The organism is Arthrobacter sp. R3-55 (assembly GCF_054161505.1).
In genome coordinates this window covers 2738190-2757550 of the sequence record NZ_CP096423.1, presented here as the reverse complement: position 1 = coordinate 2757550, position 19361 = coordinate 2738190, and the positions used below count along the sequence as shown (strand labels likewise).

Genomic DNA, 19361 nt, shown 5'->3' with positions numbered 1-19361 from the left:
GGTAGGTATATGAGACGCGCAAAAATTGTGGCAACTTTCGGCCCGGCTATCTCCAGCTTCGACAACACCCTCGCGGTGCTGGAGGCCGGCGTTGACGTTGCCCGCATGAACATGAGCCACGGCGACTACTCCGTGCATGACATCACCTACGAGAACGTCCGCAAGGCTGCGGCGCAGCTGGGCAAGCCTGTTGCGATCATGGCTGACCTGCAGGGACCCAAGATCCGTCTTGGCCGTTTTGTTGACGGACCCCACGAGCTGGCCGTCGGCGACACCTTCACCATCACCACCGAAGACGTCCCCGGCACCAAGGACATCTGCTCCACCACGCTCAAAAGCCTCACCGAAGATGTCAACGTAGGCGATGCCCTGTTGATCGACGACGGCAAGGTGGCCATGCGCGCCATCGAGGTTGACGACGTCAAGGTTGTAGCCACCGTGACCGTTGGCGGCAAGGTCTCCAACAACAAGGGCATCAACCTGCCAGGCGTAGCCGTCAACGTCCCCGCCTTGAGCGAAAAGGACGAGGACGATCTCCGTTGGGCGCTCAAGCGCGGCGCCGACCTGATCGCCCTCTCGTTCGTGCGTGATGCCTCAGACATCAAGCGCGTCCACGAGATCATGGACGAAGAAGGCCGCCGCGTGCCGGTGATCGCCAAGATCGAAAAGCCGCAGGCAGTGGAGCAGCTCCACGAGATCATCGACGCCTTCGACGCCATCATGGTTGCCCGTGGCGACCTCGGCGTCGAACTGCCGCTCGAAGAGGTGCCGATCGTCCAGAAGCGCGCCATTGAACTGGCGCGCCGCTGGGCCAAGCCGGTCATCGTGGCCACCCAGGTCCTCGAGTCCATGATCGACAACCCGCGTCCGACGCGCGCCGAGGCTTCTGACTGCGCCAACGCAGTTCTCGATGGCGCCGACGCAGTCATGCTCTCCGGCGAAACCTCCGTGGGCCAGTACCCCATCGAAACCGTCAAGGTCATGGCCCGGATCATCGAGTCCACCGAAGTCCACGGCCTCGAGCGCGTCCCCCCGCTGGGCACCAAGCCCAAGACCCGCGGTGGCGCGATCACCCGTGCCGCCGTCGAAATCGCCGACCAGCTGGATGCCAAGTACATCTGTACTTTCACCCAGTCCGGTGACTCAGCCCGTCGCCTCTCACGCCTGCGCCCGGTCAAGCCGGTCTTCGCGTTCACGCCTGTTGAGCACGTCTGGAACCAGTTGGCGCTCACCTGGGGCATCCAGCCGGTTCTGGTTCCCTCCGTGGGCCACACCGACGAGATGACCGCACAGGTTGACAAGAGCCTGCTCCAAATGGATCTGGTGGACGAAGGCGACCTCGTGGTCATCGCTGCCGGTTCCCCTCCAGGGCAGGCCGGTTCCACGAACTCGCTGAAGGTCCACAAGGTGGGCGACCTCGCTGACACCTCCAAGGTGGACGACGGTTCGCGCAAGGAACCTGTTGGCCCGTGGCCGGAAAAGAAGTCCAAGACCAAGGCCTAGTCCTTCGGTTGGTGAATGCGGGCCCCGCCTTATGGCGGGGCCCGCATTTTTGTTTTGTTGGTTTCTGTTGGTAGCACGACGGCGGCCGCCCACCTCGCGTGAGGTGAGCGGCCGCCGTCGAGTGTTGCTTGTTAGTTGACCTGGTTGATGATGGTCTCGGCAACCTCGCGCATGCTGAGGCGGCGGTCCATTGAGGTCTTCTGGATCCAGCGGAAAGCTTCCGGCTCCGTCAGGCCCATCTTGGTGGTCAGGAGGCTCTTGGCGCGCTCTACGAGCTTGCGCGTGGCGAACTGCTCCTGGAGGTCGGAAACCTCGTTCTCAAGCGCCTTGATCTCCTCGTGGCGGGAAAGAGCGATCTCGATGGCCGGGATCAGGTCGGCGGGGGAGAACGGCTTCACGACGTACGCCATGGCGCCGGCGTCGCGTGCACGCTCCACCAGTTCCTTCTGGCTGAAAGCAGTCAGAAGGACAACAGGGGCAATACGTGCCTTGACGATCTTCTCAGCCGCCGAGATGCCGTCCATGACGGGCATCTTCACATCCATGAGGACAAGGTCAGGCTTCAGTTCCTCGGCCAGCTGCACGGCCTTCTCGCCGTTGTCTGCCTCGCCGACGACGTCGTACCCCTCGCCCTTCAGAATCTCGATAATGTCCAGGCGGATGAGGGTTTCATCCTCGGCGACGACAACGCGTCGGGCCGGCTGGGCTGTGGACGTGGACTCCGTCTGTTCGGTCACGGGATCTCCTTGAAAAGGTTCGGCGGGTTCATGTCCATCTTAGTGTGGACTCTCTGATGGCTGGTTTTTGTTGCATCAGCGCGCCCGGTTCTTTGAATCAGCCTATCTGCATGTAGAGTAGTTTCGCGTGCTGGGAAAGGATCGCGTTGCTCACAGAAATGAGAGCAGTCAGCGAGATTTAACTTCCCGGTAATCCGCGCCCGAGTGGCGGAATTGGCAGACGCGCTGCACTCAAAATGCAGTATCGAAAGGTGTGTGGGTTCGAGTCCCACCTCGGGCACGGCATTCCCCCTCGTCAGAGGGGGTTTTTGCTTTAACGTGTGTACATTCTGGGTGGTCAGGTCCCTCTGCCAAGGGCCGCGGGGTGTGTCTGGCGCCGCGGGTCGCCTGTGAAGTTATAGGGGAGCGGGTTCAGGGTCGCGGCTGGTGGACCCTCCGCTTGCTCTGAACTGGGGTTATGGGTTCCTTTCTTGGTTCGTCGGGTAGGTCGGGGTTGGCCTACACCTCTTCATGGGGAGGGGGACTGAGCGCAACATGACTTCTAGGTTCGTGGTCATAGATCCAGGTTTCGGCTCGTTCCTGGCGTAGGGAGACTTGCCGGGCGGCTGCTTTGTCAGGCCAAAGGGGGTGTGGACATTGTCCACACTTAAATCTTCTTTATCGCGGCTGCTTGCGGCCATTGGCTCTTCCCTCCTTGGGCCTTCATCTACTCATGCGTGTGAGTGGCAGTAGCGACATGACGCGGATCTGGAAGCGCCCTACATGTGCAGGGTGATTCCGAGGTGAGAATTCGGCGGCCACGATCGGCCCGGGTGCCATCAAATGGGTCCTGGCCATGTCATCGAAGCGCACTGCGAAATCAAGTGGGACGCCGGCCCGACGCAGATGACCGCCCTCAGTGGTGCTTCCCGAGCATTGCAATTCACGCGAAAGTAGGCTGAGCACGTAGAAGCGGCCAGTCTGCCGATAAGCACCCGTATATATAGTTTGGGGTTTGTCGAAAGCGCTAGGGCAGTTCTTAGGCTCGATCTCATTTCTAGGGTGTGGGCCTCCGGTCCTCTTCCATAAGTGGTCAACGCGTCGATGTGCACGTCGGAGCCGTTCATGACCTCACGCAGGAGCGCGCCTAGCGGTTCGTTTCGGTGTCCGCGGCGCTCAGATGTTAACGAGGACGACGGCGGGAGCTTGCCTCCCGCCGTCGTGCGCTGTTCTGCTTGGTGCCTCGCGTTGTTGGCGTGGCGCTTAGCCGTCGAGCTTGGAGTGCTCGCCCAGGCGGTGCCAGGAACGGTTGTGGTAGACCAGGGCGTCGCCGGGTTCGCCCGCTTCGATGTCACGTATCACGCGGGACTCCAGGGCGTGAACGGCGATGATGGTGGAGGTCCCTACCTCCATGCGGTTGATGACGGCGCAGCGCACCCAGGCGCGGACGTCGTCATACACCGCTTCGCCGGTTGCCAGGGCCGACCAGCGGTGCGTCTGGTTGAAGCGGTCGGCGCCGGGGGTCGCGCCGAACTTCGCCAAGTCGACGTCGTGCGCGTCCAGCAGGTGCACGACGACGGTTTCGGCGCGCGAAAGCACCGTCGACGCTGAGGACAGTGCCGAGACCGAGAAAATCAGCAGCGGAGGTTCCGCACTTACTGACACCACGGACGATACCGTCAGTGCCACCGGTCCTTCGCCGGCGTCGGCCGTGATGACTGCGACACCGCCTGGGTGGCCACGGAACAGTGCCTTGAATTCGTCGGCCGAGAGGGAGGACGGGAAGCTTTGCTCCGGAGCCCCCAACCAGGTGTCTGGGGGGTAGGCGTGAAACATCGCTAGGACACCTTGGGGGTGGAGCGGGCGAGTTCCTCGCGAACGATGTCCGTCCCTGCGCTGAGGGCACTGAGCTTGGCCAGTGCGACGTCCCGGGGGAACGGTGCCATGCCGCAGTTGGAGCTGGCGATGAGCTTGTCCGCATCGACGAACTGCAGGGCCTTGCGGAGAGTGTCGGCGACTTCCTCCGGGGTCTCGATGGTCTCGCTTGCGACGTCGATTGCCCCGAGCATGACTTTCTTGCCGCGGAGGAGCTCGATGAGGTCCATGGGCACGTGGGAGTTCTGGGATTCCAGCGAGATGATGTCGATGCTGGAGCTCTGAAGCAGCGGGAACGTTTCTTCGTACTGCCGCCACTGTGAGCCGAGCGTCGCCTTCCAGTCGTTGTTCGCCTTGATCCCGTAGCCGTAGCAGATGTGCACGGCGGTCTCCGCACGCAGTCCTTCTGCCGCTCTCTCAAGTGCAGCGACGCCCCAGTCCTTGACCTCATCGAGGAAGACGTTGAACGCGGGCTCGTCGAACTGGATGATGTCCACGCCGGCCGCCTCCAGTTCTTTCGCCTCCTGGTTCAGGATCGCAGCGAACTCCCAGGCCAGCTTCTCGCGGCTCTTGTAGTGGTCATCGAAGAGTGTGTCCACCATGGTCATGGGACCGGGAAGCGTCCATTTGATCGGCCGGTCCGTGGTTGCACGGAGGAACTTCGCGTCGTCGACGAATACCGGCCGCTCGCGGCGCACGGGTCCGACGACGGTCGGTACGCTCGCGTCGTAGCGGTCGCGGATGCGCACGGTCTTGCGCTGTTCAAAGTCGACCCCGCTGAGATGCTCGATGAAGGTCGTGACGAAGTGCTGGCGGGTTTGCTCGCCGTCGCTGACGATGTCGATGCCGCGTCGGCTCTGCTCGTGGATGGCGATGCGCAGCGCATCCTGCTTGGCCTCGAGCAGCGCATCTCCCTCCAGCTTCCAGGGGGACCAGAGAGTCTCCGGCTGGGCGAGCCACGATGGTTTGGGCAGGCTTCCAACAACGGTGGTGGGCAAAAGTGTGTTCATGGTTGACGTTTCTCCGTGGGTCAGTTGACGAGAGCGGGGTATTTGGCGGTCCACTGGTCCAATAGATCCTTGTGGGGCGTGATGAAGTGTTCCTCGGTGTACTTCGCCTGAGTGACCGCCAGCTGACTGCGCTCGACGCGGTCGTAATCGATCTGGGTCCGCGAGTAATCCTGCTCTCCCAGGCTCGGTTGGTAGACGACGGCGGCGGCGGAGTTCGCGTTGTAGACCTCCGGGCGGTAGATCTTCTGGAACGTCTCCATGGTGCTGATCGTGCCGATGAGCTGCAGGTTGGAGTAGTCGTTGAGCAGGTCGCCGCGGAAATAGAAGGCCAGCGGCGCAACGCTGCCGCGTGGCATGAAGTAGCGGACCTGCAGCCCCATCTTTGCGAAGTACGCGTCCGTCAGTGAGAACTCGTCCTGCTGGTACTCGACGCCCAGGACGGGGTGATGGTTTTCCGTTCGCCGGTACGTCTTGGTCGTGGAGACGCTGATGCACACCACTGGCGGCTGCGGGAAACGTTCCTGGCATGCCGTCGAATCGAGGAATTGCTGGAACAGTTTGCCGTGCAGATCGCCGAAGTTCTCGGGAACGGTGGGCTTGCCTGCCTCCGCTGCTGCCGCCGGCAGTACGACGCTGAAGTCGAAGTCACGGACGTAGGAGGAGAAGTTGTTCCCCACGATCCCTTGGTGGCGGACCCCGTTCAGCTGGTCCACGATCTGGATATCGAGAACCTCGAACAGGGGGAACTTCTGATCGGTGCCTTCGGCAGTGAACTCTATCTGCACGGAAACGATCTCAAGCTCGAGCCTGTAACGGTCCCGGTCCGGGTTGTCCCAGCAGGCGAGATCGTTGAAGCGGCGCCGGATCATGGTCAAGGCGTTGCGCAGGTTCTCCTGGCGGTGCTCGCCCCGTGCCAGGTTGGCGAAATTCGTGGTGATCCGCGAGCCTTCCGACGGGGAGTAGTCCTCGTCGAAGGGGGTCGTGGTGATACTGAAGGTGAAGTCGTCTGCCATGTGCTGCCATTCCGTTGATGGGCCGGAGACGGCCTTTCCGAAGGTGATGTATCCATGGTGCAGCTTTAGGAGGGGTATCAGGTAACTAGTGGTTGCTATGCATTGATATAGAATTTTCCTATGGCCCAGATTTCGAGCGGACTGACCCTGCAACAGCTCCGCTACTTCATAGAAGTTGCAGCGGAGGGCTCGATCTCCGCGGCTGCCGATCTTCTCTACGTAGCGCAGCCGACGATGTCCGCATCGATGAAGGACCTTGAGGCCCGGGTTGGCCGTGCGCTCCTGGTTCGCTCCGCCCGCGGCGCCACCCTCACCGCTGACGGGGTAGAGTTCCTTGGCTACGCGAGGCAGGTCGTGGAGCAGTTTGCTCTCCTTGAACAGCGCTACCTTGGCAGGCCACCGCGGCGCCGTCTGCTCGGGGTGTCAACGCAGCACTACTCGTTCGCGGTGGACGCCTTCGTCCGGATGGTCAAAGCCACTGATGTAGCCGAATACGAGTTCTCACTCCGTGAGTCCCGCACCTGGGACATCATCGAGGATGTCCGGACGCTCCGCAGCGAGATAGGCATCCTCTACCGGAACGATTTCAACCGGAAGGTCATCGACAAGCTGCTCCGGGAATCCGGGCTGGCGTTCACTCCGCTTTTCCTCGCCGATCCGCACATTTTCGTTGCACGGAACAACCCGCTCGCTTCAAAAGAGCGTGCGACCCTCGATGATCTCGCCGGGATGCCGCGGCTGACCTTCGATCAAGGTGCGAACAACTCCTTTTACTTCGCCGAGGAGATTCTCTCCACCATGTCCAGTAAGCAGGAGATCCGGGTCTCTGACCGTGCCACGATCTTCAACCTCATGATCGGGCTCCATGGCTACACGATCTCCACGGGCATCATCAGCGGGGAGCTCGATCCGGAAATCGTCGCCATCCCGCTCGACGTCGACGAACGCATCGAGATCGGCTGGATCGGCCACGCCGCGATCCCGCTCACCGACCAAGCGCAGCACTACCTCAGGGAACTGCGGGCCGTCGTCGCTGAGTTCGGCGTAGCGCTACTCGACTGACCGCAGGTGAGCCGGCGGGTCATTACCCCTTCGGTGATTGGACGTAGTTGTTGCACCCGAGCGGGTTGCCGGTGTCGTGCCGGCCCGCCGTCGTCGTTGCCGTGACCCGGGTGGACGCCGACGAGGAAACCGGCCTGTTCCAGGTGGTGGCGATCCAGCCCGGAGACATCACGCCCGTGGTCGTGAGGTTGACACAACTCTTCGCCAGAGTTTCCAGGTCCCTTGCCAGCTCCGATTACGACCTGAGCGTAGGATGTCTGGGCCGCCCGCAGGCACGTCCTGTTTTGGGGGGTGGCACCGCCTACACGTGAAGTCCGTATGACTGGCGGCAATTATGGCGTTGGGGCATCTGGTGCTGACCTCTTCATTTGGCGCTCGAGCCAAAGCATCATGACTCATGTTCGTAAAAACGCCGTCTTGGGGTATTGAATTCTGGAGGCCGCACAGGCCATTGCCTGGTTGTGATGCACTGAGACTGTCACACTTAGCGGTCATCCCTGCTCTGCATGCACTGCTCTGTCATCTGCAGGGAGTGCACGTTGTTGAACGATACGACGTGGATGTGGCGTCGTCGTCGCGCGACATAGACTCGCTGCATGGGACCCGTCAAAAAGTTGGAAAGTCGGTTCGTGCCGAGGTGGTTGAGGTGAATTTACTCGACCGTATTGACCGACGCCTTTCCGATACTCGTGCGCGCATCAACCCGCACGATTTCGAAGACTGCGCGACCTCCCTGCTTAGTCCCGTCCACCGTTCGCTCGTACCCATTACCGGCGGCTCCGACTTCGGCCTTGACGCAGAAATTACCGAGGATTCACGGATCACCGGTCTCATCATCACGTCCTCGCGGAGTTGGGACGGCGCGAAGCGGAGCCTGCGGGACAGCCTGCAGTCGATGCGGAAGAACCACGTCCCCGTCCAGCGTGTCATCGCGGTCAACCTCGCCGAAGCAAACAGGGCAAAACGCGAGAAGCTCAGGGACGTCGCAAGGGAGTTCGATTGCGAACTCGTCCAGGTCTACGACCGAGCATGGTTCGCGAACCAGTTTCGCGAGAAGCCCGACTGGCGACGCAAGGTTCTCAACATCGAAGGCGGACCGTTTAGTTTCTCGCGCCAACCACCCGGAGCACGCCCCGACGAACACCATCTTTCGACCATCGGACGTGACGCCCTCATAGCTGAGGTGAACGAATCCCACGCCGATGTGACCCTGTTTGGTGTTCCAGGCGTCGGAAAGAGCCATGTTGCCAGCAAACTTGCCGGCGCCTTGTTCCTCGAGAGGCGACCCACACCCGAACGACTTCTCGATGACCTCATCGAGGCTGAACCGGTGCTAGTGGTTGTCGACGACTCCGGCGCGCGACTCCAAGACGTCGACCTGCTCATACAATTACGTAACGCTGAGAAGCTCAACTACCGCATCGTCGCGACGTGCTGGCCGCACGAAAAAGACCGGATCGCGGACCACCTCCCGAACTCGGCTCAGCTCGAGGTCGAACTCCTAACCCGCGAAGAGCTCGGACTCATACTCCGCGAACGCGGCATCACCCGGCTTTCAGTGATCGTGCACCTCCTCTCACAGGCCGCCGGCCGTCCAGCCTGGGCGCTGAACCTTGCCGACCTCCTCATCCACAAAAGTGACTGGAAGTCAGTGTGGACCGGCAACGCTCTGCGAGACCAGATTTTCTCCTTCCTGCGCATGTCCAACGCATCAGGAGACGCAATCGACGTTCTTGGCACGCTGGCACTCCTCGGCCAGGTCAACGACGACCAATTGCGCCGCATGGCCGATCTCCTACAGATCCGGCAACCCGAACTCATCCAACTCATCCGATCCGTCGCGATCGCTGGCCTCATTGATGTCCAAGACCACAAGCACTACAACTATGAAACCCGACAGACCGAGCACGACCAGACCTACCGCGTCCAACCGCACATCATCGCCGCCGCACTGGCATCAGAGGTCTACTTCTCCGGCACCCCTTCACCCGTCCGACTGCGCGAAATCAACGACACGTTCCCTGAACTCGCTACTGACATCATGCAGACCCAGATTTACACAAAGCTCCTTGGGGCAACGCACTCAAGAGTGCCGACCACCGGTGAACTAACCGCGCTGCTGCCCAACGCCAAAAAGGACGCCGAATTCCTGCGAAGCTTTGGCCAAATCGGCCCGGAGCAAGCGCGAGCCGTCATTGACATCCACCTAAGCCGGGTCACTGCAGCGCTCAATGCCGGGAATCCTACGACTGCCGACAGCGAAGCCAAACTCTTGGCCGCACGCGTTGCAGATGCGGTAGAACGCAGTATCCCTGGCGTCCTAATTCCCTTCGTCAAATCACTCTCAGTCCTTACAGACGCAGGACGCGACATTAAGCCGGCGGTCAAACATCTCGTCGAAGAAGTCCGCGACGCGCGCAGCGGCGACCAACCCCAGCTAGCCGGTCTCTTGAAACTTATCGAAGCACTCCAGAGCGTGCCAGACTCAGACCTCAGCGACACCGTCTGGGCAGCCTTCACATGTGAGATCCTCGCCCCGACCTTCGACGGTAATCACATGAGCCCTGAGGTCCTGAACCAATTCATCCTGCAATCGTTCACATGGGCCGCCCCTCACATGGAAACGCTGTACGACGCCATCCATCCGGGACTCACAACTCGCATCCCCGGGCTAACGCCTGCCGTTCAACTTTCGCTGGTCGACCTGCTCGACAAATGGGTGCGGATCGCGAATGGATGGGCTCTCCCGTTCGGCGGCAAAGCAAACGACGCCCAAGTGCGCGTCGGCAAACGTATCGCGAAGAGCATCGCGAAGGTTCTTGCGCCAGTCATAATCACCCCCGGCGTGCGAGCTCGTTTCAACAAAGCGGCAAGAACTCTCAAGTTCCGGCTCGAAGAACCAGATGAGCTGTTTGCGGCCATTACATACGAACGCGAACGCTTGACCTCATTCGACGATATGAGGCGCCGCAAAGAGGCCGCACTCGACAAAGCTCTTGCTTCATTCAAGCAACAGCCACCCGAAGTACTCATGCAGTGGTTAGTGACCCACAGGAGCGAACTCGCAATCGTCAGCCAAACGGGCCCGGGGATTTGGCAAGTATTCTCGCATCTGGCATATCAGCCGGCCCAAGAACCGGCAAAGTGGCTCGCCGCGGCGATCGATCACGGCCTCGCAGGATCATCTTCAGCACTCATCGGCTTATGCGCCAGCAGGGACCAACTCACCGCCGCGATCGTCGATCGATTACTTGCGGACCCAGGTGGCCGAAACTGCCTTATTAGCGCTGTCATCGGCCAATCGACGAACTCGTTCATAATTCAACGCGTCGTTGATCAACTAGAACCAGATGACATCCAGGAACTCGCGTCAGCTTACGCACTGAAACACGCCCCGGACTCAACCAGGCACGCGCTGTTCACACACCCGAGTGATGAAGTCCGCGGTACCGCGGCAGCCCTCTGGGCCGCCGAATGGGTCTACGACAAAGACCCCAGGCCGGAGGACCCGGACTGGCTGAACGCCATGAAGTCCTACAACATTTACGGGAACAGCCGCCACAACCATATGCACACCGAAGCGCTCAACGCCCTTGTGAAAGCATCACCAGAGGTCTTCACTGAAGTCTTCGTCAAGAACGCCACGACGACGTCGAGCAGCTACAGAGACCTTGACGAATGGAAAGAGCCTGTCCAGTTACTCGCCCCAGACGACCGGAAGAAGCTCTGGCAGCAGGTCACAAACAGTGAAGACGCGCCCGAACTCTTCTGGCTCATCGCAGGCAAGGACATCGACTGGATCACCACAGCGGTCAGTGAACCTTCTTTCAACATTTCCGTCCGTGACCTCCTTGGCGCACTCCAATTCCAATTCGGACACCGCTTTCCACTCGACACACTCGCAACCATGCTCCGGTCCCTCAACCCCGACTCCAACGAGCTCCTCAATACACTTGAAGTCGGATCCTTCTCCGGAGAGGACCACGAAAGATACGCAGCCAATCTCGACACTCTTCGAAACCTCACCCTCTCCGACGACGAAGACATCGCCCGCCTTGGACGACGCGGCGTTGAGACGTACGAGCCCTTGCTAAAAGAAGCTCTAGCCAGAGCCCGACGGGCGGCAGTCCAAGGCATCCGCGACTACTAAGACAACAGTCGACAGCCTCCGTGGATCGCTTTTTGCGTCCAAGGAGCGGCGCCCGGCTTTGGTGACCCCGCAATCTGGAGATCTCTGCAGTACCGTGAGGAATTCATTTTCCTGCCCCGGCAAACGGTTCCGCTGAGCGAACTATGGACAACTACCTAAGATCCCGAGCAACAAAGGGCCGGGGCAGTCGTTGAATAGCAGGGTGCGTCCACTACGACATATGCGCCGATATCGGTGTTGAGTGACCGGTCAATTGGGTCGGGCCGGAACGGTGCCTGCGGTTGTTCAGCCGCGAAAACTGATGGCATCTACCCACCACGAGCAACAGGAACTACGGCAGCGCAGGAGGTGCTCCCGAAAAGGTAGCCACGGCAGCCGGATAGCAGACACACCCGCGCACGGGTACTCTGCCCGCTGGTACGACCTGGTCAGGCAAACAGCGGCACTGCAGGGGTTGAGTGCTGGATGGCCCACCCGTCACGCTGTTCGTGAGAAGTGCCCATCCGCTTCGATTCCATGCCCGGCGCGATTGTGAAGCTTGTATGACCGCCCCGCTTCCCGTTGGCGGCGCGGGTGCCAATGCGCTTGACTGCGTGGCCCACTAAGGTATGTCCCATAGCGGGAATGAAATGCGGGCTTGGGCCATGATCTTGAAGCACCGGTTGTCCATTGCCGGGCGTATAGAGTTCGGGCTGGTCCTGTGGTCCTGTGGTCGTGGAGGCGGCTAGGGTGCGTTTATTGGAGAAACGCAACGGCTCATTGGATCAGGAAAGCCAGATTCTGCGGAGGGAGGGGGCTATTCGGCAGGGAACACTAACTCCAATGATCTCCCGGTTTGTCACGATCTTGTCCCTGTGTTGTTTTGCGCTTACCCTCACGGTGTTTGACTCATCAAGAAGGGCTATTACCTCGTGTCAGGACAGTTCGGTCTGGGTCGATAGCCTCGCCTCTTGGTCGGCATCGCCCCCGATATTTATGCCTGGTGGCGTTCATGCGGGACAGGAAGCTAGGGATTGAGACCTTGGTGGCGAATGTGAACTGGGAATCGGGCGAATCTTTCGAGTCGAGCCCTCTGCACGTGGATTGTCTTCACGAACGACAATTTCAAATTCCTGACGCGGCGCCAAGCTGGAAGTGCATCATGACAACCGACATCGAGACCAATGCGTTAAGGCGTTCTGAGGCGTCTTGTGCCATCCTCGATGGCCCCGCGAGGTGAAGAAAGCCGACGGCTACCCAAATAGTGCAGTCTTCTGCATCATTGATTCGCCTTGGTCGACCGGATCGCCTTATGGCGCCGTCCGGAAATTCGTTGCGCGGTATCTTTTGGGTTGGCAAATCTGGTCCTGGGGCAGCACCAACAATAAAACCCGCCAGCCGTAATGACTGACGGGCTTTCCTGTTCCTCCTAGTGCTTACAGCGTATGCGTAAAGCCGGGGATGCTCTTTTGAGCAGAATTGAGAAGGGCGCGCACGAGAAGGTCCACATCTGTGGATGGATTGTTTTCAGGGAAGGACTTGCCGTCGCGTTCGTGTTGCCGTCTTAGTTGCTGCGAAAATGTCTCAGCCCGCTCAAAATTGGCGCGAATTTTGTCAAGTACGATGCTCTTATCGTTAGTTCCCGTTACCATGTCCTTCTTCTTTGCAACCGCTTGGATCTCAGTAGGATCACAGTATTTGGAATAGGCATGATCGTGGAGCACGATGAAAACCTCGAAGCACGGATTACTGATAACGAACTCAACACCAGCCCTTTGTGCTCGCGGAAGCAGCCTTTGAATTTCGGCAGCCTCGTAATCCACATCTATGACAACCCACACTCGCTTGTACATGTTTTCACGGTCATTCAGGCGTTTGGCTTCGCGCCGGTCGGCATCCTTCAGTTCGATGGCAACGTCCAGTAGGCGGGCCGAGTTCCTACCATCTGGAATGAATTCCAGAGTTGTGCCGGAAGCGGACAGCGATTCCTTTACATAGTCAAAATACTCTTTTTCGGTGGTGATGCCACCCGAGACCAGCAAATGCCGTTCGCGGCGTGCTCGACCTCCGACCTTGCGGGTTTGGCTTCTGGGGCCACCGAATTTTCGCTGCTGCGGCTTCTGGGGCATTCCTACGAAACCTTGTTGGGGTTCTGGGCGACGAGGGCCGATTCCAAGAAGTGAGGGTTCGGGATGCCGCCATAACGGCCTAGGAGGTAGCCTCTTTCAATGTTTTCATCTTTTCGAGGCGCATACTCGCTCAAAGCAATCAGGGATGAGGCACTCGTGCGATCCTTTTCAACAAAATAGACCTGATCCCGTTCCAACAGCGGGCGCTCTGCAGTCCCTTTACTGAGTAGCGAAACATCATGCGTCGTAAATATTAGTTGCGCACGGTTCGGGTTTGTAGTGTTGCTCTTAAAGATCTCAACCAGCTCAGCTGTCAGAACACTGTGGAGGCTCGAGTCGATCTCGTCCACGATGACTGTTCCGCCTGATTCAAGGGCCGCAAGGCACTGTGATGCTAGGGCGAGGAAACTCTTGGTTCCTTGGCTCTCGTATGTCATAGGAAATGATGTTGAGCCCATTCGCGACCTATGGGAGAGTATCAGTTCTCGTTTAACGGGCGCGATGCTATCTGGCGACTTCCGTTCAGTACGCCAGGCCCCTTTCGCAGTGTGCCCATATTCGACGCGAATAAGGTCTCTCAAACTGTTAGGCATTGGTATTTCTGTCTCTTTCACCTCGATACCATCAATACCCAAGTCGGCTTTTGAAAGAATCGTCATCAGAGTGTCTTTGTAATCCGGGTCATCCAACAACCGCCTGATGACGGTGAGGTGCTCAGCGTCCCAGTGCTGGCTGTCGTAGCAGAAGAGTAGCCTGGTTAGCCAATGGGAGGCTGGCACGAACTGCTCTGAGGCGCCGATTTGTGAACCTACGCTGAGGGTCAAGGCACTGGGGCGTGATTGGACTGCTTCCTTGAGTTCGGCTTTTTTACCCTTGAAGGACGGGCCAAAGCGGATGTCGTTGATGTCGGCGCCAAGGCCACGCTCAAAGAGCACAGTCCTATGTGTGCTCCGATAGACATAAAGATGCTCGGTCAGGATGCGCGATTGATCACAGGAGAAGCCGTAAATGTAATCAAGACCGTCGCGCGCTTTGAATTCTATCGAGAATTCGGTTGGCTCAGTGATGTAGTCGGGATCCAATAGGAAGGGCATCACGGGAACACCGCTATTTGGCTCCCATCTCGTGTAGGAGTCACGAACTGCCGTCTGGACGTTTCGCAGGGCCTCATAGAGGGTTGACTTACCTGAGGCATTGGATCCAAAAACTGCCATGATGGAGGACACTGGACTCCACTCGTCACCGGCAGCGCCCTTAGGGCGTCTACCTGTGCGGTAGAGACTCAACTCTGTCGGGTCTCTGAGTGACCTGAAGTTCGCTACTTGGAATTTGAGAAGCATGACAGCCCTTCGTCTGGGTGCTTATTGGCATGAGCCTAACCCGTTATGCTCATGAAAGTCGATCCTACGCGGAGAATCCGCGAAAACTGACGTTTGGTTCGATTCTAGTCGTTGTGGAAGACTCTCGCTCCCCTCCCGGCCTCCAGGGCGTTCCGTGACCCGACGCCTCCACGCCCACTAGCGAAAGTGAGCCCGTGAGAAGGGACGAATACCAGCCAGTTCTGGTCGCGCACCCGCCCCCGCCTGCTACGAGTATGTCAACAAGCCATACACGCCACAGCCCGCCGCAAGGAAGGAGAAATTATGGGCAATAGGGGACCTGCAATCATCGCGCCCTTCGCATTGGCAACCGTCCAGTTCCCCAACGTACTCTCGTTCACTCCGAGCTCGTCAGCGACCTGCATCACCGAAGGATCCGAGGGCAACACCAGTTGCACCGCTTCCTCACGAAACGAGGCATCATATTTCCTTCTGGGACCAGTCATTCTGTAGTCGATCTCCCATCAACCTGTCTCAGAAAACCATACGACCGCATATTGCTTGGGCCACCGTGCTGCGATGAGCTGAATGGAAATCCAAATCCTCGCGTCCTTGGAGAGTTTAAGCCCAACGTTCAAAATCCCCATCGCCTATTTCGCCGGCCTCATGTCGGTTCAGCGCCCTGTCAACATCAGCTATCACAACGGTGACCAGGGCTTGTGCAGATGTCCACTCAAACCGTGACAGGCGATCAAGCGCATCCTTCACATCACAACGGAGTTCCACGAGATCGCGAACAACCTCTTGCCTTTATTTGTCGACATCATGGTAGGAGTTCGTTGCTGCCATCTACGGCAAGGTGGCCGCCCACGCCGATCCCTACCAGAGGCTCTTCATTATCGGCGAGGACGGCTGTTGTACCACGGCCTTCAGAGCCTCGGCAATGCCCTCAAGCGCCGACTGGACCTGTTGGGTAGAGGCAATATCAAAACTCAACGCCGGGGGTGTTCAGGTCGACTGGTTCAAGAAGCTGCTGCGCACCGTTGTCGGCTGCTTCATATACCTGTGTGGCCGCCCAAACAGCTGTCTCAGGCGACCCCCTGCTGGCAGTTACTACTGCATAGAAAACAGCCGCGGCTGCGTACTGGGCATAACCGGACTCGCGTATCCAGCCCTCATCGTTTTTGCAACGGTAGTAGTGATTCAGCTCGTTCCTGGGCCGTGCTGATCAGCAACCCCGGGCACTTCCAGTGCACGCCAGATCTCGTCGAGGATCGCTGCCGTCGGCTCTGGGTCTGTTCCGGATCTTTCGGAGTACCGCTCGTAAAGGGGCCACAGATGCTGTGCGCAGGCTGCAGCAAAGACGGCCCGTTGGTTGGGCTGGAGCCGTTCAAGCCTTTCACGTATCGCTTCGTGCTCGAAGCTACGGAGCTTATCGACTCTCAAGGGGTGAGTATCCCTTGTTCAGGGTTTTCTGGCGCGACAATGATTCGCGAGCTTGCGGTTTGGGGGCCTCAGATTTCTTCGTCAGCATCTTCTTCGCTTACGTCCTCACTGCCGACAGCCCGTGCCACAGTTGCTGCAAGGGCTGCGGCGGTAACCATTGCGCCCGCCAGCGGGGCGAAGTCCTTCGATTTCTGTAGCGTTTGGGAGCCCAGGTTCATGACGGGGCTAAGCTCGCGCACGTCCCAGGACCGAGGTTCAAAGTCTATGGTGAGGAGCCCGTGGAAATCTTGAATCTCGGCACCAAGCTGATTGGCCGACTCAATGAGTTCCAGGGACTTGCTTCGGCTCCAAACCATCCTGGCGTTCGCCTTTGCGGCGGCCGCATCAAGGTGTTGGATCACTGTCGCAGTCTTCGCGGAGATTTCTTCCCCACGGCCTACCCTGACTTCCTTCATGCCCCGCGCGTACTCGCTGGCTATCTCAGGTCTTTCGGTCAGGACTCGGTCGAGTTCGAGAATATCCACTGCATCCTGCAGCTGGAAGCAGCGCGCCAGAACTCCGAGCCACGTTGGAACTTCTGACTCTGCCAACTTGGCTGCACGGGCCAAGGAACCCACACTGGAGCATTCGAATCGTACGGTAGCTGTGGCGATCTGTTTCAGCGCATAGCTCTGCGCCGCCCCGATGTAATGATGGGCCTGGTCGACGGTGGACCACAATGTTTGTGGGACCTGCTCCGCAGTTCCACGAATCGTCATGGCGCGGTCGATGGTTTGCCCGATGCCGACGAGCTGGGAAGTTTGTGTGTCGTCGACTTTTCGGAGTGTTTCGTCGATGCTCTCTTGTATGGTTGCTAGCTTGGCAGAGATCTCAGCCATACCCTGTTGGGTAGAAAGCTGGGCCATGATTCCCGAGATTCCGGATAGGACCGCGGGGTTCGTCACAAGCGCTCCAGCCCCTGTGGCTACCTCAACCCATCCACTGATCTCACCTGGTTGTCCCAGCATTGCGTAGCTGACACCCGGGGTCTTAGTAGGCATCAAGCCCAGTTTCTTCACCTTGTCTGCTGACTTAGCTGTCAGTTTCAAATACATGCCGGAGTTGGTTGCGATCTGGGCAGCTGACTCCGCCATGACGGCTCCTGACGAAAGGAGTTCCTGCAGGCGGGGTAGCTCCAAGTCTTTGGCCAGTGTCGACAGTCCAGTGGCATCGATGAAACGCTTGACTGCGTCCTTGCTACCGATGACCGCAAGAGAGTCTTCTGTGGCAACCAGCTCGACGTTGTCTTCCAATGCGGCTCCTGGGTTTTCAAGGGAGGGGTGACCTCCGGCGTATCGATAGCGTATCTGTTGGAAACAGTTGCTCGCGGTTTCAAGACCGAGGTCCAGGTACCAGAGCAGCTGATAAAGCTGAATTGGGCGCGTCGTGAGCGGATGTCACGGGACTCAGGAAGAATCACCAGAGTATTTCCTTCATCGCCTATAACTACGAAGGTGACACTTTGTGGGCTTCTTCAGGAAAAAATAGCGTGAGCAGGAACCAGTGGACGAGGAGCTGACGTTCTTCACTGTGTCCGAGGCACAGAGGTTCCGGACCACGGTGCGCGAAGTCTTCGCCGAGCTGGGCTATGAAGTGCAGATCAATGCTGATCACGCACTTGACGCTGACGGCCGCGGATACGGTTTCTGGAACGTCGCCGCAAACTGCCACAGCCCACCGGAATCCCAGTGGCGGGAGATCATCCGCCAGCATCTTGGACGCGTGCTGGCGAGCTTCGATGGTACTGATCCTTTCGAGGAACTCACAGCGGAGCAAGCGTCCAGCCGAACGTACGCGCTCCTCTACCAGGAGACAGGCCTGCCGGATCTGGATGCGCATCCGCACAGGCAGTTCGCTCTTGGTGTTGTGGAGATGTTGGCGCTCGATCTGCCGGACACGGTGGCTGTGTATGCGCGCAAGCACGCAGATACCTTTGGCGGATGGGAAGCGCTCCGGACACACGGGCTGGCGAATCTCGGCACCTTGGAGCACGAGCAAGTCGAGACCGTTCCTGCCCAGGGTGAAGATGCGTTCAATGCGCTGTTGGGGGAGTCTGTGTAGCCAGCCAGCAAAGCGCTGTTGCTGCCTGGCATCGCCACGGAGCCCACCGGCAAGCAACTGCGCCATGACCTCGGTTGGTTGATGAGCATCCCCAACAGGCATCAACTCGTGTGGCACGTCATCATAGATGACGGTGTTCTGGGCGCACTCGATGGCACGGTGAGCTTCACGGCGATGGGGTACAGCGATGCCCCGGGCCCGGTGAGCCCGCATGTCTACTGGTGGAACGGGACAGGGTATGAGCAACTGACCCAGCTGTCCGAAGAGGACGGCAGCCTTTCCATCCATGTCAGCCCTGAGTTCCATGTTCTGGAAACAGCGACTCCGGCGACTGAGTTGGGCAAGTCAACGCCCGTAGGCGAGCCCCAAGTATCAATTACGCGAACCTGTCCTGGCCTCATCTTCCTGTGACGAGGTAAAGCAGTGTCATGAACGCGTAGACGATCCCAAGGATCAGGCTAAGTGACGAACCGATGATACGTCACGTTGCTATGCCCGCATCCGTCCCTACTACGGTTCCTTGTGTTCGCTGGTTTCGAGTCTGTGCTTTTTCAGGTATTTCTTCTACCAGTCCAGGCACTCGTCGGCCAGGACTAATACATCCTTGGTTTGCGGTTTACCGTTACGCTCAAACTCGATGCTGCTTGACGTTGAGCGACCGGCGGTGGCTTCGAGGACGGTAACTGCTCCAATTCGCACATCGTAACCTTTGCCGGGGTCGCGCCCGAAGTGTTTTGAGGTGTTCGCGAGATTGTTGGCCAGTAACATGATGTGCGAGCCGCTCATCGCCTTAATAATCTGTTCTTTCGTGACGCCGTTCGAATCATCCTTGTAGATCGAGTCAGCCAAATGCAGGGACAGGATGAAGCACGTCATGGCATCCGCCCGCAGGTCGCCGTGATCGGTGGGTTTGGAAGCCGTTTCTTTGAGAATTCGATGGGCCCTCTGCACGTATCCCAACATCTCAGGCCATCGTCGTTTGTTCAGGGAGATGACTGCTTTCACAACATCCAGCATGAACTCCATGGTGAGCTGTTGGAAACATGACTTCAAGTAAAT

Annotated in this window: 16 protein-coding genes and 1 tRNA gene; 7 read left to right on the top strand and 10 right to left on the bottom strand. The window is 58.8% G+C overall.

Annotated elements, in window-relative coordinates; all coding sequences use genetic code 11:
• Positions 1 to 9: 9 nt before the first annotated feature.
• The gene (pyk, locus tag M1D51_RS12725) at positions 10 to 1503 is read left to right on the top strand and encodes a pyruvate kinase (protein ID WP_458106758.1); all 1494 of its coding nucleotides are present in this window, start codon (positions 10 to 12) and stop codon (positions 1501 to 1503) included.
• Between the two features lie 131 nt (positions 1504 to 1634).
• Here pyk and M1D51_RS12720 read toward each other — a convergent pair whose 3' ends face one another.
• A complete protein-coding gene (locus tag M1D51_RS12720; protein WP_011774540.1) occupies positions 1635 to 2240 on the bottom strand; it encodes an ANTAR domain-containing response regulator in 606 nt (201 codons plus the stop codon).
• Positions 2241 to 2438: 198 nt separating this feature from the next.
• Here M1D51_RS12720 and M1D51_RS12715 point away from each other — a divergent pair.
• Positions 2439 to 2520: transfer RNA gene (locus M1D51_RS12715), tRNA-Leu, on the top strand.
• Between the two features lie 962 nt (positions 2521 to 3482).
• Here the strand turns inward: M1D51_RS12715 and M1D51_RS12710 are convergent.
• Genes M1D51_RS12710 through M1D51_RS12700 form a run of 3 tightly spaced genes read right to left on the bottom strand, consistent with a single transcriptional unit; the run spans position 3483 to position 6117 of the window.
• Complete coding sequence (locus M1D51_RS12710; RefSeq protein ID WP_458106598.1) at positions 3483 to 4055, bottom strand: flavin reductase family protein; 573 nt, start codon at positions 4053 to 4055, stop codon at positions 3483 to 3485.
• Between the two features lie 2 nt (positions 4056 to 4057).
• Complete coding sequence (locus M1D51_RS12705) at positions 4058 to 5104, bottom strand: methionine synthase (protein WP_458106597.1); 1047 nt, start codon at positions 5102 to 5104, stop codon at positions 4058 to 4060.
• A gap of 20 nt (positions 5105 to 5124) precedes the next feature.
• Positions 5125 to 6117, bottom strand: coding sequence for a DUF1852 domain-containing protein (locus tag M1D51_RS12700; protein ID WP_458106596.1), 993 nt, complete (start codon positions 6115 to 6117; stop codon positions 5125 to 5127).
• Positions 6118 to 6237: 120 nt separating this feature from the next.
• Between M1D51_RS12700 and M1D51_RS12695 the strand changes: the two genes are divergently transcribed.
• The 3 genes from M1D51_RS12695 (at position 6238) to M1D51_RS12685 (ending at position 11329) form a co-directional block, all read left to right on the top strand.
• Entirely contained in the window at positions 6238 to 7179 is a 942-nt protein-coding gene (locus M1D51_RS12695; protein WP_091551424.1) for a LysR family transcriptional regulator, read from the top strand.
• 47 nt (positions 7180 to 7226) lie between these two features.
• Positions 7227 to 7490: a hypothetical protein gene (locus M1D51_RS12690; RefSeq protein WP_458106757.1), complete on the top strand. Its 264-nt coding sequence runs from the start codon at positions 7227 to 7229 to the stop codon at positions 7488 to 7490.
• An 86-nt stretch (positions 7491 to 7576) separates the two neighbouring features.
• Complete coding sequence (locus M1D51_RS12685) at positions 7577 to 11329, top strand: ATP-binding protein (RefSeq protein ID WP_458106756.1); 3753 nt, start codon at positions 7577 to 7579, stop codon at positions 11327 to 11329.
• Positions 11330 to 12744: 1415 nt separating this feature from the next.
• On the opposite strand, the gene M1D51_RS12680 is transcribed toward M1D51_RS12685, so the two are convergent.
• The 5 genes from M1D51_RS12680 to M1D51_RS12660 all read right to left on the bottom strand — a co-directional run bounded on the left by M1D51_RS12680 (position 12745) and on the right by M1D51_RS12660 (position 17494).
• Positions 12745 to 13437 carry an RloB family protein gene (locus M1D51_RS12680; RefSeq protein ID WP_458106755.1) on the bottom strand — a complete coding sequence of 231 codons (693 nt, stop codon included), beginning with the start codon at positions 13435 to 13437 and terminating at the stop codon, positions 12745 to 12747.
• A gap of 2 nt (positions 13438 to 13439) precedes the next feature.
• Positions 13440 to 14663 (bottom strand): AAA family ATPase, encoded by a 1224-nt coding sequence (locus M1D51_RS12675; protein ID WP_458106754.1) that lies wholly within the window; start codon positions 14661 to 14663, stop codon positions 13440 to 13442.
• Positions 14664 to 15034: 371 nt separating this feature from the next.
• Positions 15035 to 15262, bottom strand: coding sequence for a transposase (locus M1D51_RS12670; protein WP_458106753.1), 228 nt, complete (start codon positions 15260 to 15262; stop codon positions 15035 to 15037).
• A 697-nt stretch (positions 15263 to 15959) separates the two neighbouring features.
• Positions 15960 to 16202: a DUF416 family protein gene (locus tag M1D51_RS12665; protein ID WP_458106752.1), complete on the bottom strand. Its 243-nt coding sequence runs from the start codon at positions 16200 to 16202 to the stop codon at positions 15960 to 15962.
• A gap of 68 nt (positions 16203 to 16270) precedes the next feature.
• A complete protein-coding gene (locus M1D51_RS12660; protein ID WP_458106751.1) occupies positions 16271 to 17494 on the bottom strand; it encodes a hypothetical protein in 1224 nt (407 codons plus the stop codon).
• Between the two features lie 250 nt (positions 17495 to 17744).
• Here M1D51_RS12660 and M1D51_RS12655 point away from each other — a divergent pair, with 250 nt between their 5' ends.
• Together M1D51_RS12655 and M1D51_RS12650 are read left to right on the top strand one after the other, a co-directional pair.
• The gene (locus M1D51_RS12655) at positions 17745 to 18302 is read left to right on the top strand and encodes a hypothetical protein (protein ID WP_458106750.1); all 558 of its coding nucleotides are present in this window, start codon (positions 17745 to 17747) and stop codon (positions 18300 to 18302) included.
• Positions 18303 to 18320: 18 nt separating this feature from the next.
• On the top strand, positions 18321 to 18713 hold the full coding sequence (locus M1D51_RS12650) for a hypothetical protein (RefSeq protein WP_458106749.1): 393 nt from the start codon (positions 18321 to 18323) through the stop codon (positions 18711 to 18713).
• Between the two features lie 153 nt (positions 18714 to 18866).
• Here the strand turns inward: M1D51_RS12650 and M1D51_RS12645 are convergent, their stop codons facing one another.
• Positions 18867 to 19328 (bottom strand): hypothetical protein, encoded by a 462-nt coding sequence (locus tag M1D51_RS12645; RefSeq protein ID WP_458106748.1) that lies wholly within the window; start codon positions 19326 to 19328, stop codon positions 18867 to 18869.
• Positions 19329 to 19361: the final 33 nt, after the last annotated feature.